Origin of the sequence: Sphaerisporangium aureirubrum, from assembly GCF_042658925.1 — a bacterium.
Lineage (GTDB): Bacteria > Actinomycetota > Actinomycetes > Streptosporangiales > Streptosporangiaceae > Sphaerisporangium > Sphaerisporangium aureirubrum.
On the sequence record NZ_JBHSRF010000091.1, the window covers coordinates 19,215 to 33,930 of the forward strand.

A 14,716-nucleotide genomic window follows, 5' to 3' on the forward strand; every position below is an offset into this window, starting at 1 on the left:
GAGCTCGATATGGCGGCGCTGGGCATCGGCCATACTCCGATGCTCGATCTTTCGCATTTGGTAAAGCGGGGCAGGCTCATGCTCAAGGCAGAGTTCCGCAATCCTTTCGGCAGCGCAAAAGACCGGAACGCGGTCTATCTGCTCAACTGGGCGTACGCTACCGCTGGTGCGAGAGTGCAAGTCGTCGAGAGCACCTCCGGGAACCTCGGGGTGGCGCTCGCTCGACTTGGAAAGCTGCTCGGTTTCCAGCCGATCATCATCGTCGACCACACACTCTCCAAGCGGCAGCGCGAGCGGATACGTGAGGCTGGAGCGCAAATCGAGCTGGTTCTCGGCCCACGCCCCGGGCTGGACATGCGGCAGACGAGGATCGCACTCGCGTCCGAACTGGGCGACCGGGACGGCTCCATCTGGCTGAACCAGTACGGCAACGAGGCTGCGCTGGCGGCCCATCGGGAGACGACCGGACCGGAAATCTGGGCTGAGTGCTCCGGGCGCATCGACGCGATCGTCGCCTCGATCGGTACCGGGGCGACCATCTGCGGAATCGGTCAGCACGTCAAGAGCCTCGATCCGTCGGTGCAGGTCATCGGCGTCGAGCCCGTTGGCTCGACCATCTTTGGCGGCAGCTACGAACCGTCGTACCTCATGTCAGGGGCAGGGATGCGGGGACCTTGCCCGCTGACCGTGGCGCACGGCGACATCATCGACTTATGGGCGCGGGTGCCCGACTCGGTCTCTGCCGCGTACGCCGCCTACGTGCGCGACGAATGCGGGCTGTCCGTCGGCCTGTCAACGGGCACCGCTATTTCGGTGGCAATCCATATTGCCGAGGAAGACGAGAGTTCCGTGGTCGCCATCGCGCCAGACACATCCGTTGGATTCCGCGCGGAGATCGAGGAACTCGCCGCGAATTCGCCGTCGGCCAGGCAACTGCCCCCGGCCACGCTCACCTCCACCGTCGGCATCCCCTGGGGGGATATCTACGAAAGAGAGAACGGAGCTCCCGTACTGGGCGGAGCTGACTGAGACGTGGTTCATTATGCAGAGCGAACTCAGGGACGATTAACATGATCGACACCGGCTCGCCGAGCCACGGTCAGCGTGGGCTGTGGTTTCTCGACCAGCTCAGCAGGGCTGGCGAAGCTCTCAACCTGGCAGCCGGAGTGCGACTGCCGCCGGACATCGACATGCGCGCCATGCGCCGTGCGGTTGCCGGGCTGGCTGCCCGGCATGCCGCGTTACGAACGACGTTCGTCTTCCTTGACGGTGAACTCCGCTGCGAGGTCGAGGCCTCACTGGCAATCGAATTGCGGCATCACGCCGTCGATAGCTGGGATCCTGATGCGACAGAACGACGACTCGCTGACGCCGCCTACCGGCGCTTCAACCTCGAGATCGGGCCGCTGGCGCGAGTGGACCTTTGGACAGGGGACGGCGGACAGCCACTCCTGCTGCTTACCGTCAGTCAGATTGTCTGCGATTTCTGGTCACTGGAACTCCTCCTAGCCGAACTCGTTGAGTCCTACCAGGCCGAACGCGCGGGGCGCAGCGTGAAGTCGGCCGAGTCCGGTGATTACCAGGAATGGGTGCGCAGGCAGAACGAGTATCTGGCAAGCGAGCGCGGAGCGGCAGACGCGGCATACTGGCGTGACCAACTGAGAGGCGAGCAGCCGACGCTGGCGCTGCCCACGAGTCGGCCGCGAGCCGCCAGGCGCGTCTACAACGCGGGTGGCCACCTTTTCCGCGTGGACGCTGATCTCGCCGGATCCCTGAGAGAACTTGCCGGCAGGTCAGGAGCGAAGGTGCCCTCGGTCCTGCTGGCGGCATTCCACATCCTCCTGCACCGTTACACGAGCCAGGACGAAATTTTGCTGGGTTTCCTGGTGCCCGGCCGGCAGGATCCATCCCTTGAGCGCACCGTCGGCCATTTCGCGAATGTCGTGGCGGTCCGCGCGGACTTCAGCGATGTCCCGTCAGCCCAAACGGCGCTGCACAGGATATCCAGAACTGCCGACGACGCGCTGGATCACCAGGATTACCCTTTCAGCCTGCTGGCCGAATCACTCGCGGCAGACGGCGATTCGACGCGATCACCGGTCTTCCAGGTGATGTTCATCAGTCATGAGGGTCCGCCCGGGTTCCCCGTGGCACTAAATTCGCTGCTAGTGGGCGCCTCGGGAATCCCGTTTGAAATTTCCGGGCTGGCACTGGAAAGTGTGTTCGTGCCAACCCGGGGTGCGCAATTCGACCTTACGCTGATCACCGTCGACACCGGGTCAGATATCATCGCGTCCTTCGCGTATAACTCGGAGTTGTTCGACGCTGAGACGATCGCGGATCTGGCCGGCAGCTTCCAGACCCTGCTGCACTCGCTCGTGACGACTCCCGATGAGCCGGTCTCCCGGCTGCCGCTGCTGGACGAGTCACGGCGTGACCAGGCCGTCCGCTTGTGGAATGCCACTGAGCGTTCCCTGCCCAGCGGCGAGCTCGTTCACCACGCGTTCGAGCGTCAGGCGGACATGCGGCCAGATGCCCTGGCGATCGTATCCAGTTACGGCGAGCTGACCTACGGGGAGCTGAACGACCAGGCGAGCCTGCTGGCGTGCCGGCTCGCGGCGCTGGGCGTGGGGCCTGAGTCGCGTGTTGGCCTCCTTCTAGACCGGTCACCCAAGCTCATGATCGGACTCATCGGCATCCTCAAGGCGGGCGCGGCGTACGTGCCCCTCGACCCGGATTACCCGGCCAGGCGGCTCAGCCTCGCCCTCACCGATGCCAGCATCGATGCGCTGGTAACCCGCGGCGATCTGCTGGCCCGGATGCCTCGCCCCAGTGCTCCGGTGGTAGATCTTGACCAGCCGATCAAGCCGCCAGGCCACGAGTGGACTCCCCCGGCGCTCGATCCAGGGAACATGGCTTACCTGCTGCACACCTCTGGTTCGACCGGCAGGCCGAAGGGGGTGATGGTCAGCCACCGGAACGTGGCCAACTTCTTTCGCGCCATGGACGAACGGGTCGGCTGTGGCCCGGAAGACACCGTTCTCGCGGTCACCAGCATCGCTTTTGACATCTCGGTGCTGGAACTCCTCTGGACGCTCGGCCGTGGCGCGCGGATCGTGCTCGCCCCCGAACAGTCTCCTGACAGGGCCCGGACGGCGAGGAGCGCGCGGCCGCGGTCACTCGATTTCAGCCTCTTTTACTTCGCTACCGCGAGCGTCGCGAAACAAAGCTACCGGCTTGTACTCGATGGTGCGCGATTCGCCGACCAGCACAGTTTCACCGCGATTTGGACCCCGGAGCGGCATTTTCATGAGTTCGGCGGCCTCTACCCGAATCCGTCAGTGCTCAGCGCCGCCTTAGCCACGATCACCCAGAATGTCGAACTCCGGGCCGGCAGCGTCGTCTTGCCTTTGCACTCCGCGATCCGGGTGGCCGAAGAGTGGGCGCTGGTCGACAACCTGTCTGGTGGCCGGACAGGCGTCGCCTTCGCCTCTGGCTGGCACGCCGACGATTTCGTGTTCTTCCCCGATCGGTACGCCGACCGCAGGGAACATATGTTCCGTGCCATCGAGACCGTCCGCGCGTTGTGGCGGGGCGAGTCGACGTCGGCTCGCAGCGGCTCAGGCGACACGATCGACGTGCGCATCCATCCCGCGCCAGTCAGTAAGGCGCTGCGCACCTGGATCACTGCGGCGGGGAGTCCGGATACCTTCGTCCGGGCCGGCGCGATCGGCGCGAACATCCTGACGCACCTGCTCGGCCAGACGGTAGAGCAGGTGGCCCAGCGGATCGATACGTACAGGACCGCCCGCGCGGACAACGGGCACGACCCCGATGCGGGCATCGTCAGCTTGATGCTGCACACGTTCATCGGGCACAACCGCGACGACGTCCGGAAACTGGTGCGAGAGCCGTTCACCAGCTACCTGAGATCGTCCATCAGCCTGATCGAGAACCTGATCAAGAGCGCGCAGCTGCCGTTTGACCTGGCCACTATTAGCGACTCCGACATGGACACCCTGTTGGCTCTTGCGTTCGACCGCTACTTCGAAAGCGCTGCCCTGTTCGGCACGCCGGATTCTGTCCAGCCGTTTCTTAGCCGGTTGCGCGAGATCGGCGTTGATGAGGTCGCCTGCCTGATCGACTTCGGCGTCGACGAGGATGTCGTGCTCAACGGACTTGACGGGCTCGACGCCGTACGCCGCCAGTTCAACCAGGCGCTAGCGCCAGCGGCGGCGTCCCGTTCACTGGCCGAGCTCATCGAGGACTACCGGCCCACGCTGATGCAGTCGACGCCGACGATGATGCAGATCATGATCCGGGAGCCCGGAGCCCGCGAGGGACTCCGCGGACTTCGCACGCTCCTCGTGGGGGGCGAGGTGCTGCCCGGCAGGTTCGCCGGGGAGTTGCTCAGCACGCTGAACGTGCGACTGCTCAACATGTACGGCCCGACCGAGACGACGATCTGGTCATCCACGCACGAGGTGACGCCCGGGCTGGCTACGGTGCCGCTGGGCAAGCCGGTCGCCAATACCACCATCCGGATTGTGGACCGGCACCTGGAACCGGTCCCCGTAGGGGTACCCGGGGAATTGGTCATCGGCGGCGCCGGGGTCGCCCGCGGCTACTGGCGGCAGCCGGCGCTCACCGCGGAGCGATTCGTACCGGACCCGTTCAGCGCGGAGCCAGGTGCCCGCATGTATCGCACCGGTGACCTCGCCAGACGTCGCCCAGACGGGACGATTGAGTTCCTCGGGCGGGTGGATCGGCAGGTGAAGATCCGTGGTATGCGGGTAGAGCTTGGCGAAATCGAGGCCGCCATGGAAGGTCAGCCGGGCGTGCGCGAGGCGGTCGCGGTGGTCTTTGACGACATGCGCGTAGCCGGATATGTGGTTCCCGAGTCAGGTGCGAGCCTGCGCCTCGACGAGTTCCAGCGCGCTCTGCGCGAGTCGCTGCCGCGAGCGATGGTGCCCTCGTCGATCACGCTGCTACCCCGGCTGCCCGTTACCCCGAACGGGAAGGTCGACGTCAAGGCGTTGCCCAATCCGGAAGCGACCCCCGTGGGCAAGGCCGCCCCACCCGGCAACGAGCTGGAACGCAAGATCGCCGACATCTGGAGCGGCATCTTGCAGGTCTCCTCGGTCGGTATCTACGACAACTTCTTCGACGCCGGGGGCCACTCGCTGCTCATGGTGAAGGTGCATGATCAGTTGAAGACGATCATCGATGACGACATCTCGCTGATCAAGCTGTTTGAGTACCCCACCGTCCATGCCCTGGCGACGCACCTGGCGTCTGTGGACGCTGATCAGGCGTCGTCCGACGATGGCTCAGAACGCGCTCGCAAGCGACTAGCAAGGCGTGCTTCCCGGCAACGGCCCGGCGGCGAGCGTGGGAGGTAACCTGATGAGCGGCATGCAACCTTCCGACGACAATGACGCGATCGCGATTATCGGATTCGCCGGCCGTTTCCCCAGAACCAAAGACGTCGAAAAATTCTGGCGGCATCTGCTGGCTGGAGACGAACTGATCACCCGTTTCCCCGGGGACTGGGAGGGAGGGGTGACGCCCGCCCACGGCATAACTCCGGAGCCCGAATGGTTCGATGCTGAATTCTTCGATTATTCTCCGGCGGAAGCGCTGTTGATCGACCCGCAGCAAAGGGTATTCCTGGAGTGCTGCTCGGAGGCTTTGGAACGGGCCGGCTGCGATCCGGCTAGGTATTCCGGCGCGATCGGCGTGTACGCGGGCACCGCTTCCAGTTCGTGGCGGGAGCTGTTGCAGGCTGACAAGGCTATGGCTAGCACCCTGCGGAGATTCCAGTTGCATGTCACCAATACCGGTGACTTCCTCACGATGCGAGTCTCCTACAAACTCGGGCTGAAAGGTCCTGCCATCACGGTGCAGACGACCTGCTCGACCTCGCTTGTAGCGGTTCATCTTGCCGTTCAGTCGCTGCTCGGGGGGGAGTGCGAGATCGCGCTGGCTGGAGGGGTAAGCATACAAGTGCCTCATCCAGTCGCGATTCCCTACGACGGGGGAGCCCTCGCCTTCGACGGCTACTGCCGACCCTTCGACGCACGGGCACAAGGCACCGTTACTGGCGATGGTGCGGGAGTCGTCGTTCTCAAACCGTTGCCCGAGGCCATTGCTGATGGTGACCATATCCATGCCGTCATCCTCGGCTCAGCCGTAAACAACGATGGCTCCGACAAGATCGGTTTCACCGCGACGAGCGTACAGGGCCAGGCATCTGCTATCCGAACGGCATACGAGATGGCCGGTGTCGACACGGGCACCGTCGGATATGTGGAAGCGCATGGAACAGCGACTTCCTTGGGTGACCCGATCGAGATCAGCGCCCTTACCAAAGCCTTCCAGAACGGGAGCGGCCGGACCGGGTTCTGCCGGATCGGGTCGGTAAAGTCTAATATCGGGCACACCGACACCGCGGCCGGTGTCATCGGCCTGATCAAGACAACGCTGGCCATCGAGCACGGTCGCATACCAGCCAGCCTGCATTTCGAAAAGCCAAATCCCAACATCGATTTCGATTCCAGCCCGTTCGTGGTGAACAGTGAGCTGACCGAATGGCCGGGAACGGATGGTCCGCGCAGGGGAGGTGTCAACGCGCTGGGGCTCGGCGGAACCAATGCGCATGTCGTCATCGAACAAGCCCCGCTGAGAGATGCGCCCCCGGACGTCGCCGGCCCTCACCTGCTGGTGCTGTCCGCGCGGACCGGGCAAGCGCTGGCCGACTCGGCCGCCCGGCTCGCCGGCCACCTGTCCGCTCACCCTGACATCCCGCTCGCCGACGTCGCGTGGACGCTTCAGACCGGGCGCCGCGAATTCGAGTGCCGTACCCACGTGGTGGGCAGCAGTCATCAGGCGGCTGCACGGCTGCTCAGGAGAGCGGGGCAAGTGGGCACCGGCCCCGTTCTGCCGCCTCTCACCTTCCTCTTCTCCGGGCAAGGAGGCCAGTACCCGGGAATGGCACGCGAACTCTACGAGCGCCATCCCGCCTTCCGTGATCGCATCGATGAGTGCATCGGGCTGCTTGAGGCAAACCTCGGCGCGTCGATCCGCAAGATCCTGCTCGCCGATCCAGGCGAAGAACAAGCTTTCGCAGCGGCGGGAGAGAACCTCAAGTCGACTGACACGGTTCAGTTGACGTTGTTCGCCGTGGAGTATTCTCTCGCGGGCCTGTGGCAATCCTGGGGCATATCCCCGTCCAGCGTGCTCGGCCATAGCCTCGGTGCCTACGCCGCGGCTTGCACGGCGGGAGTCCTCTCCGTTGCCGGTGCGCTGACCCTCGTGGTCGAGCGCGGCAGGCTGCTGGGCAGTCTCCCCGCCGGGGCGATGCTGGCGGTCTTCCTCTCAGAGGCCGACCTCCGATCCTGCCTGCCTGCCGATCTCTCGCTAGCCGCCGTCAACGATGCCGCTCAGTGCGTGGTGTCCGGCACGGCGGATGCGGTGGCGGAGTTCCAGGCTGATCTTGCCGACCGTGGCATTGAAAGCCGGCAACTCCGTAGCTTCAGTGCTTTCCATTCTCACCTACTCGACGCGGTGCTGAATGAGTTCGGTTCCCAGGTACGGGAAGTGGAGTTGCGCGCCTCCGAGATTCCCTGGATCTCCGACATGCACGGCCGCATGGTCAGCCCGGATGAAGCGCGAGATCCCCAGTACTGGGTCAAGCACCTGCGCCAGACCGTGCGATTCGCTGATGCCTTATCGACGGCACTGGACACCGGGCCAGGGATTCTCCTCGAGGTAGGCCCAGGAAAAACCCTGACTACCCTGGCCCGCGGCCACCAGGCGTTCTCATCCGAGCATGTCCTGCTCACCAGTCTGCCCCGCCACACCGAGAAGACATCCGCACTGAGTACGGTTCTCGACGCCGCAGGGGGCCTCTGGTCCCGCGGCTTCTCCCTGGCCTGGGACCGGATGCAGCCGGCCAAGCGGCGTCACGTGCCGCTTCCCACCTATCCCTTCCAGCGCAAGCGGCTCGCGCCTAATACCTTCTCTCCGGAAGCGTCCGGTTCTCCGCAATCCAGCGTCCCCCCGGTGCGCGCCGATTCCGAGCCAGCGCGATCGGACTCGCACCAGGCCCATACCGCCGCGACAGACATGGGAGAGCGAGAGCGCCTGCTAGCCGATGCGTTCCGTGAGGTCCTGGGCCTTCAGGAAATAACGGTCGATGCTAATTTCTTCGACCTTGGTGGTGATTCGCTCATAGCAGTGCGGTTGGCCGATGTGATCGGGCGAGTCTTCGGCGTAAAGATCCTGGTGCGCACCATCATCCTGTCACCAAGCGTTTCCGAACTGCTCCCTCACCTTTCCGAACTGCTCGCCCACCTTTCCCCGCAGGACGAGTACTGAAGTTATCACAGAGAGTTTGGTCGCATGTCCGTCCAGTTCTCCTCGATATAGTCGATGGCATCCTGTCGCAGGGCCGGCCCGTAAACCACGGACCACCCGCTAGGAACCTCGATGAACTCAGGCCATAGCGAGTATTGGCCTTCGCCATTTCGCACAGCCAGGAAGGATCCGTCCTCGTCATCAAAAGGATTCGTGCCCATTGTTTCCTCCCCGGGTCGGCTGGTTCAGATAAGCAGCGAGGGCGGCTGGGGTGGGCTCCCGGAAAATAGTCTCCATTGGAATGTCCACGCCCAGCCTGGACTTGATCAGCCTGTGCAGCCGGAGGACCAGCAGCGAGTGTCCGCCGAGATCGAAGAACCCGTCGTCAGGACTGGCCGCCTCGACTCCCAGGACCTCGGCGAACAGTGCGTGCAGCGCCGCCTCCCCCGTTCCACGCGAGGCACTGCCTCCGGAGTCCACGCTGGGAACAGGCAGCTGCCGTACGTTGACCTCGCCATTCGGTGAAAGCGGCAACTCATCGATGATGAGGACGCCCGCTGGCACCACGTGAGAGGGCAGTCGCTGCCGGGCGAGGTCCCGAATCTGGATGCTCAGCCGTTTGGCACGCATGGCGTGCAGCGGATCGTTCGCCAGGCCGGGTGGTATCACACCGGGCTCTGCGAGCGGCCGCGGAGCAGCGACGGTGACCAGTACGTCGTAGCCGTCTTCCCGGTCAATGAGCATGACCTTGGCGACACGTGAGATCCGGCCTGGCAGGCTGCTGAAATAAGCAGGGTCGATGGCGAGCTCGTCACCACCGTGCTTGCTGACGTCGGTGATGATGAGAGTGCCGCCATCCACGAGGGCGCTGACGGCGCGCCTTATGAGCTCGTCGGCGGTGGGCAGCCCCGGCAGATGCCGGATCAGAGAGTCGATGACGACCGCATCGAACGATCCGTCACGGAAACCACGGAAGTCCGTGGCTTCGCGAGTTAGCAGCATCAGTCCGCTCTTGCCCGCGAACTCCGACCGTAGCCGGTTGATGGCGACTGGGGAAAAATCGGTCGCGACGTAACGCCCGCATGCGGGCAGTAGTTCACGCAGCAGCGCACCCGCGCCGCAGCCGATCTCCAAGAGCCGCTGCGGCCGTAGCGCCTCGATGTGCTCGACTACCGTCGTGTTCGCCTGCTGGACGGTGCGTCCTTCGCGATGCTCCTCGTCGAAATGCCGCCGACTGTCCTGCAGGTGCTCGCGCATCAGCTCTGCGATGCCGTCACTGTCCAAATCGGCCGGGACAACATATGCGAACAACCGTTCGTCTCGGACGGCCACGGCGAGCTGCGCCACGGCGGGATGCTCGCCGATCACGGACTCGATCTCCCCGAGTTCCGGAGGCAGCCCATCAGGAGAATCCCTTGGCGGGACTTCAGCAAAACCAGGAATACCCATAGGTCATTCCGGATCTGTAACTCGAGACCGGCTTTCGGGATGCCACACAGGATCACCTTACTATGGCGTTCTCGTCGTTGCCGACCCATACCGACCGCACGTGGTACATATAGTGAGCCATTCCGTCCTGATTTTGCTGGTCATCGGGTAGTCGGTGGATGAGGCTCCTGGTCGTGGCGGCGGGGGTGGCTATGACAGCGAGATCGGGCACCGTTTGCAGGTCACTGGTGCTCGGCCATGATGGTGGCGTTCGCGGACGTTGATGAGTTTGAGCACCACTGACCTCGTTACGATGAGATGATGGCGCCGCTACTCCGTGTGAGGAGGGCGTCATGGCGTCGCAGGCTGACAAGGTCGCGCTGTATGCCGCTATCCGCCGCGAATCGCGTGTGGGCTTGTCGGGCCGAGCGATCGAGCGCAAGCTCCAGGTCAGCCGCCGCACGGTAGCCAAAGCGCTGGTGGGCGATTGGCCGGCACCGAGGAAGAAGCTGCCACCTCGCAGCACCCGGCTCGATCCGTACAAGTCGGCGATCGACGAGATGCTCCGGGCGGATCTAGACGCCCCGAAGAAGCAGCGGCATACCGCTAAACGGGTCTTCGACAGGCTGGTCGACGAGCACGCAGCGGAGGTGTCGTATCAGATGGTTCGCGCCTACCTCACCCGGCGGCGGCCAGAGATCAGGATCGAAGCGGGGCGCGGCCCACAGCACGCATTCGTGCCGCAGTCGCACCGGCCAGGCGCCGAGGCGGAGGTCGACTTCGGCGAGGTGACGATCCGGCTGGCCGGCGAGTTGGTCAAGTGCGTGCTGTTCTCGCTACGCATGTCGTACTCGGGCAAGGCCGTGCACCGGGTGTTCGCCTCCGGCGGTCAGGAGGCGTTCTTCGAGGGGCACGTCCACGCCTTCAGCGTGTTGGGCGGGGTTCCCTTCGGCAAGGTGCGCTACGACAACCTCAAGGCCGCGGTCGCCCAGGTGCTGGGCTTCTCCCGGGCTCGGGTGGAGACACCGCGCTGGATCGCCTTTCGTGAGCACTACGGGATCGAGCCGTTCTACTGCCAGCCCGGTAAGCAGGGCGCGCACGAGAAGGGCGAGGTGGAGGGCGACATCGGCTGGTTCCGTCGCAATCACCTGGTGCCCGTCCCGGAGGTCGCCACGCTGGCCGAGCTGAACGCGCTGATCGACGCCTGGGACTCGGCCGACGACGCGCGGCGGATCGGCAGCCGGCCCCGCACCATCGGTGATCATTTCGCGATCGAGCAGCCCCTGCTCAAGCCCCTGCCGGGCGAGGCGTTCGAGACCGGGCTGCTGTTATCGCCGCGGGTGGACCGCTATAGCCAGATCAATGTGCGCACCAACCGGTACTCGGTGCCCGCCCGGCTGATCGGCCGTCAGGTTCGGGTGATGCTGCACGCCTCGGAGCTGGTCGTCTATGACGGCCGCGAGGAAGTGGCCCGGCACGAGCGACTGCTGGCCAAGTCCGGCACGCGGCTGGAGCTTGACCACTACCTGGAGGTATTGATCCGCAAGCCCGGTGCGTTGCCCGGCGCCACGGCGCTGGAGCAAGCTCGTGCGGCGGGCAAGTTCACCCCAGTGCACGACCGCTGGTGGGCCGCGGCCTGCAAGGCACACGGCGACCGCGATGGCAATCGAGGTGCTGCTGCTGTCGCGCCACCTGGCCCAGGAGCACGTTGTCGCAGGTCTGGCCTCGGCCCTTGCGGCCGGAGCGCTGACCGCCGATGCCGTCGCGCTGGAGGCCCGCAAGGCGCTCCCTGGCGCAGCAGTTCACCGGCCAAGGCGTGCCGGAGCCGGTGCGGTCCCACGGTCGGCAAGCCCGCCCTGTGACAGGCCCGCTCCACCACATCCCCCACCAGGTCCGCGCGGATCGGCCGGCGGGGAGCACAGCAGGTCAGGAACAGCTGCCGTCCGCCTTCCGGATTGCGTCCGGCCGACAGATAGGCGACCAGCGCTTCACCCACTTCCACGGGTAACGGGAGCCGATCCTGCCGCCCGGCCTTGCCGCGGATGACGAGTTCCCCGGCGCGCCAGTCCACATCGCGCAACTCCAGACGGGCCACTTCGATGGAGCGCAAACCCAGACGGGCAACCAGCATCATGATCGCGTAGTCGCGGATGCCGACATGGCTGCTCCTGTCGCAGCCGTCCAGCACGGCTTGGACGTCGGCTGCCGGCATAGTGGGCGGCACACCGGCCAAGCGCCACCCGCCGACTGGCGGCACCGCCGTTCCCAACCGCGAGGCGATGATGCCCTGCAGATAGAGGAAGCGCAGCAGGGACCGCAACTCCGCCACGCGTCCCTTGGCCGACCCCGCCGAGACACGATCGCACTCCCGCAGCAGGAAGGCGTTGATGTGCCTCCGGTCAGCGCCGCGGGCGCGAGTTTCCATGCCGACAGTCGGTGGCTGAGTAGATGAGCCGGCCCCAGCCGGGCCGGATTAAGGCAGATGGGATCCCGCCAGGATGCCCTGTCGCGGGCTTGTGGCACGTCGCATCGGTATCACAGGTGATACTGGACACGATGAAGCCATCCACGGAGCGTGGATGGATCGCCACGCCGCCACCCGCCGGCTCGGCCGCCTGGCCGACAGCTCGGTGGTACGGCTGCCGCGGATGCACCCGCACATGCTCCGCCACACCTTCGTCACCACCATGCTCGACGCCGGCGTCGACCTGCGCGACGTACAGATCGCCGCCCGGCACGCCGACCCCCGCACCACCATGCGCTACGACCGCACCCGCACCAACCTCGACCGCCACCCCAACCTACTCGGCCTCGACCTCGACCTCGACGACTGGGGCGTCTTCCGCGTCGACCGAATCGCCGTAGTGACGGCCCTCGGTCTCCGCTTCGGACCCCGCGAGCTACCAGGAGCCGACCCGGCCGAATACGTCGGCCGCAGGCTCCACTCCCTCGCCCCACCTACCGGGCCGTCCCCCACCCCGCACGCCCCAGCCGACGAAATCACCCGCATCTGGGGCGAGTCGCTCGGCGAAGTCACGCCCCCTCAACGAAAACACCTGCCAGTGACCAGCCGCCCCGACACTCTCGAATGGCCGGCCTTCCGCCTGACCCTCCCCGGCGGCGACTTCGAGATCCACGAACCCCCCGAACTCTGTGCCTGCCGATAATTCCATCCGGCCAGGTCATCGCCTTGCAGGGCTTCTCCCGGCGTATGCAAGCTTCGGCTCCTGAAGGGACGCAAGTGCGTGTCGGGTCCGAACCCAGGATCGGGTGGCCGGCCTTCGTGGTCACCCCGGCCACCCTGTTGCGCCGGCACCGCGACATGGTCCGGCGACAGTGGACCTACCCGCAGCGCCGGCCGGGCCGTCCACCGATCTCGAAGGAGATTCGCGCGCTCATCCTGCGTCTGGCAGCGAGAACTCGAGGTGGGGGCATCGGCGCATTCACGGGGAGCTGCTCGGCCTGGGCTGCAAACTGGCCCCAGCACCGTATGGCTCATCGTGAAGAAGGCCGGAATCGACCCGGCGCCGCGCCGATCCGGGCCGACGTGGAGGCAGTTTCTCACCGCGCAGGCCAAGACCATGCCGGCCAGCGACTTCTTCACGGTCGACACTGCGCCTGCCGAAAATGTCGTCCGTGCAGGTCAGTCGGCTTGGCGGGTTCCTGCTGTCGAGGGAAGCCGAGGGGCGGCAGGATGGCCGTTCATGCTCCTTCGACTGACATATCTGGCCGTTACGAACGCCTTCGCCGCGCTGCGGCTGCTGCCGATGAGCGATCGGGACAAGGACGTGGAGATACTTGCCCTGCGTCACCAGATCACCGTTCTGGAGCGGCAGTTGGGCGGGGAGCGGGTGAGGTTGGCTCCCGAGGATCGAGCTTTCCTTGCCGCTCTGCTGACCTCGTTGCCGCGTGAGGTCCTGGGCCGGGTCCGGTTGCTTGTCCGGCCGGACACCGTCCTGCGCTGGCATCGTGACTTGGTCAAACGGCGTCACGCCCGTACCTGTCGGCCCAAACGGGCCGGACGCCCGCCCACCGTCCGTTCCATCCGCGTCCTCATTCTGCGGCTGGTCAGCGAGAATCCATCGTGGGGGTATCGGCGGGTGCACGGCGAACTCTCCAGCCTGGGCATCAAGGTCGCGCCGTCTACCGTGTGGGAGATCCTTAAGCGGGAAGGCATCGACCCGGCGCCCGAGCGGGCGTCCACGACCTGGGCCGACTTCCTGCGCTCCCAAGCAGATGCGCTACTTGGCTGCGACTTCATCGAGACCGTCACCCTGAACGGGCAGCGTCAATACATCCTTGCCGTCGTCGAGCATGCCACCCGGCGCGTCCGGGTGCTGGGCACCACCGCGCACCCGACCGCAGCCTGGGTCGCCCAGGCGATCAAGAATCTCGTGATGGATCTCCAGGACGCAGACGCTCGGGCGCGGTTCTTGATCCGAGACCGGGATGGCAGGTTCCCCACGCTTATGGACGAGATTCTCGCCGACGCCGGCGTTCAGACCGTGCTGACCGGCGTCCGCATACCCCGCATGAACGCGATCATGGAGCGGTGGGTGCAGTCCTGCCGCCACGAACTCCTGGACCGCTGCCTGCTCTGGAACCAACGGCATCTGCATCACGCCCTGCGCGAGTACGAGGACTACTACAACCGGCATCGGGCCCACCAGGCTCTGGCGCAGGCTGCTCCCTTACGCGCCAGTCCCCATTCCGATCACCGATCCTGGACAGCTTCGCGACCTCACCGTACGCCGGCGAGACCGGCTAGGAGGAGTCCTGCATGAGTACCTGCATGCTGCCTGAACTGCATGGATGAGATTTTCGGCAGGCGCAGACCTGACAGGCCCGAATCCTGTCGATCGCGGCAAGAACGGGTCGAAAATCCACCTCATCACCGAACGGACCGGTCTGCCGATCTCTGTCGCGATCA

The 14,716-nt window shown here is 65.3% G+C and carries 8 protein-coding genes and 2 pseudogenes; 7 read left to right on the top strand and 3 right to left on the bottom strand.

What is annotated here, in order from left to right; genetic code table 11:
* Positions 1-9: 9 nt before the first annotated feature.
* The 3 genes from ACFP1K_RS35605 to ACFP1K_RS35615 are packed head-to-tail and all read left to right on the top strand — an operon-like array spanning position 10 to position 8,379.
* Positions 10-1,029 carry a cysteine synthase family protein gene (locus ACFP1K_RS35605; RefSeq protein ID WP_380761834.1) on the top strand — a complete coding sequence of 340 codons (1,020 nt, stop codon included), beginning with the start codon at positions 10-12 and terminating at the stop codon, positions 1,027-1,029.
* Positions 1,030-1,070: 41 nt separating this feature from the next.
* Positions 1,071-5,402 carry a MupA/Atu3671 family FMN-dependent luciferase-like monooxygenase gene (locus ACFP1K_RS35610; RefSeq protein WP_380761836.1) on the top strand — a complete coding sequence of 1,444 codons (4,332 nt, stop codon included), beginning with the start codon at positions 1,071-1,073 and terminating at the stop codon, positions 5,400-5,402.
* Complete coding sequence (locus ACFP1K_RS35615) at positions 5,362-8,379, top strand: type I polyketide synthase (RefSeq protein ID WP_380761838.1); 3,018 nt, start codon at positions 5,362-5,364, stop codon at positions 8,377-8,379. The genes ACFP1K_RS35610 and ACFP1K_RS35615 overlap by 41 nt, the downstream gene beginning before the upstream one ends.
* 5 nt (positions 8,380-8,384) lie before the next feature.
* Here the strand turns inward: ACFP1K_RS35615 and ACFP1K_RS35620 are convergent, their stop codons facing one another.
* Positions 8,385-8,579 carry an MbtH family protein gene (locus ACFP1K_RS35620; protein WP_380761840.1) on the bottom strand — a complete coding sequence of 65 codons (195 nt, stop codon included), beginning with the start codon at positions 8,577-8,579 and terminating at the stop codon, positions 8,385-8,387.
* Positions 8,560-9,726 carry a class I SAM-dependent methyltransferase gene (locus ACFP1K_RS35625; RefSeq protein WP_380761842.1) on the bottom strand — a complete coding sequence of 389 codons (1,167 nt, stop codon included), beginning with the start codon at positions 9,724-9,726 and terminating at the stop codon, positions 8,560-8,562. Before ACFP1K_RS35625 ends, ACFP1K_RS35620 begins: the two co-directional genes overlap by 20 nt.
* 413 nt (positions 9,727-10,139) lie before the next feature.
* On the opposite strand from ACFP1K_RS35625, the gene istA reads away from it, so the two are divergent.
* Positions 10,140-11,648 (top strand): IS21 family transposase, encoded by a 1,509-nt coding sequence (istA, locus tag ACFP1K_RS35630; protein ID WP_380761844.1) that lies wholly within the window; start codon positions 10,140-10,142, stop codon positions 11,646-11,648.
* Here the strand turns inward: istA and ACFP1K_RS35635 are convergent.
* Positions 11,627-12,211: pseudogene (locus tag ACFP1K_RS35635) on the bottom strand (tyrosine-type recombinase/integrase); the annotation flags it as partial. The gene istA and the pseudogene ACFP1K_RS35635 sit on opposite strands and share 22 nt — an antisense overlap.
* A 154-nt stretch (positions 12,212-12,365) precedes the next feature.
* On the opposite strand from ACFP1K_RS35635, the gene ACFP1K_RS35640 reads away from it, so the two are divergent.
* The 3 genes and pseudogenes from ACFP1K_RS35640 to ACFP1K_RS35650 form a co-directional block, all read left to right on the top strand.
* On the top strand, positions 12,366-12,953 hold the full coding sequence (locus ACFP1K_RS35640) for a tyrosine-type recombinase/integrase (RefSeq protein WP_380761846.1): 588 nt from the start codon (positions 12,366-12,368) through the stop codon (positions 12,951-12,953).
* Between the two features lie 333 nt (positions 12,954-13,286).
* On the top strand, positions 13,287-14,570 hold the full coding sequence (locus ACFP1K_RS35645) for an integrase core domain-containing protein (RefSeq protein ID WP_380761848.1): 1,284 nt from the start codon (positions 13,287-13,289) through the stop codon (positions 14,568-14,570).
* Positions 14,571-14,613: 43 nt separating this feature from the next.
* Positions 14,614-14,716, top strand: a pseudogene (locus tag ACFP1K_RS35650) (IS5/IS1182 family transposase); the annotation flags it as partial.

Coding starts and splice junctions, on each gene's coding strand:
- ACFP1K_RS35605 (WP_380761834.1), top strand. CDS start 10: ATGGCGGCGCTGGGCATCGGCCATACTCCGATGCTCGATCTTTCGCAT.
- ACFP1K_RS35610 (WP_380761836.1), top strand. CDS start 1,071: ATGATCGACACCGGCTCGCCGAGCCACGGTCAGCGTGGGCTGTGGTTT.
- ACFP1K_RS35620 (WP_380761840.1), bottom strand. CDS start 8,579: ATGGGCACGAATCCTTTTGATGACGAGGACGGATCCTTCCTGGCTGTG.
- istA (WP_380761844.1), top strand. CDS start 10,140: ATGGCGTCGCAGGCTGACAAGGTCGCGCTGTATGCCGCTATCCGCCGC.
- ACFP1K_RS35640 (WP_380761846.1), top strand. CDS start 12,366: ATGGATCGCCACGCCGCCACCCGCCGGCTCGGCCGCCTGGCCGACAGC.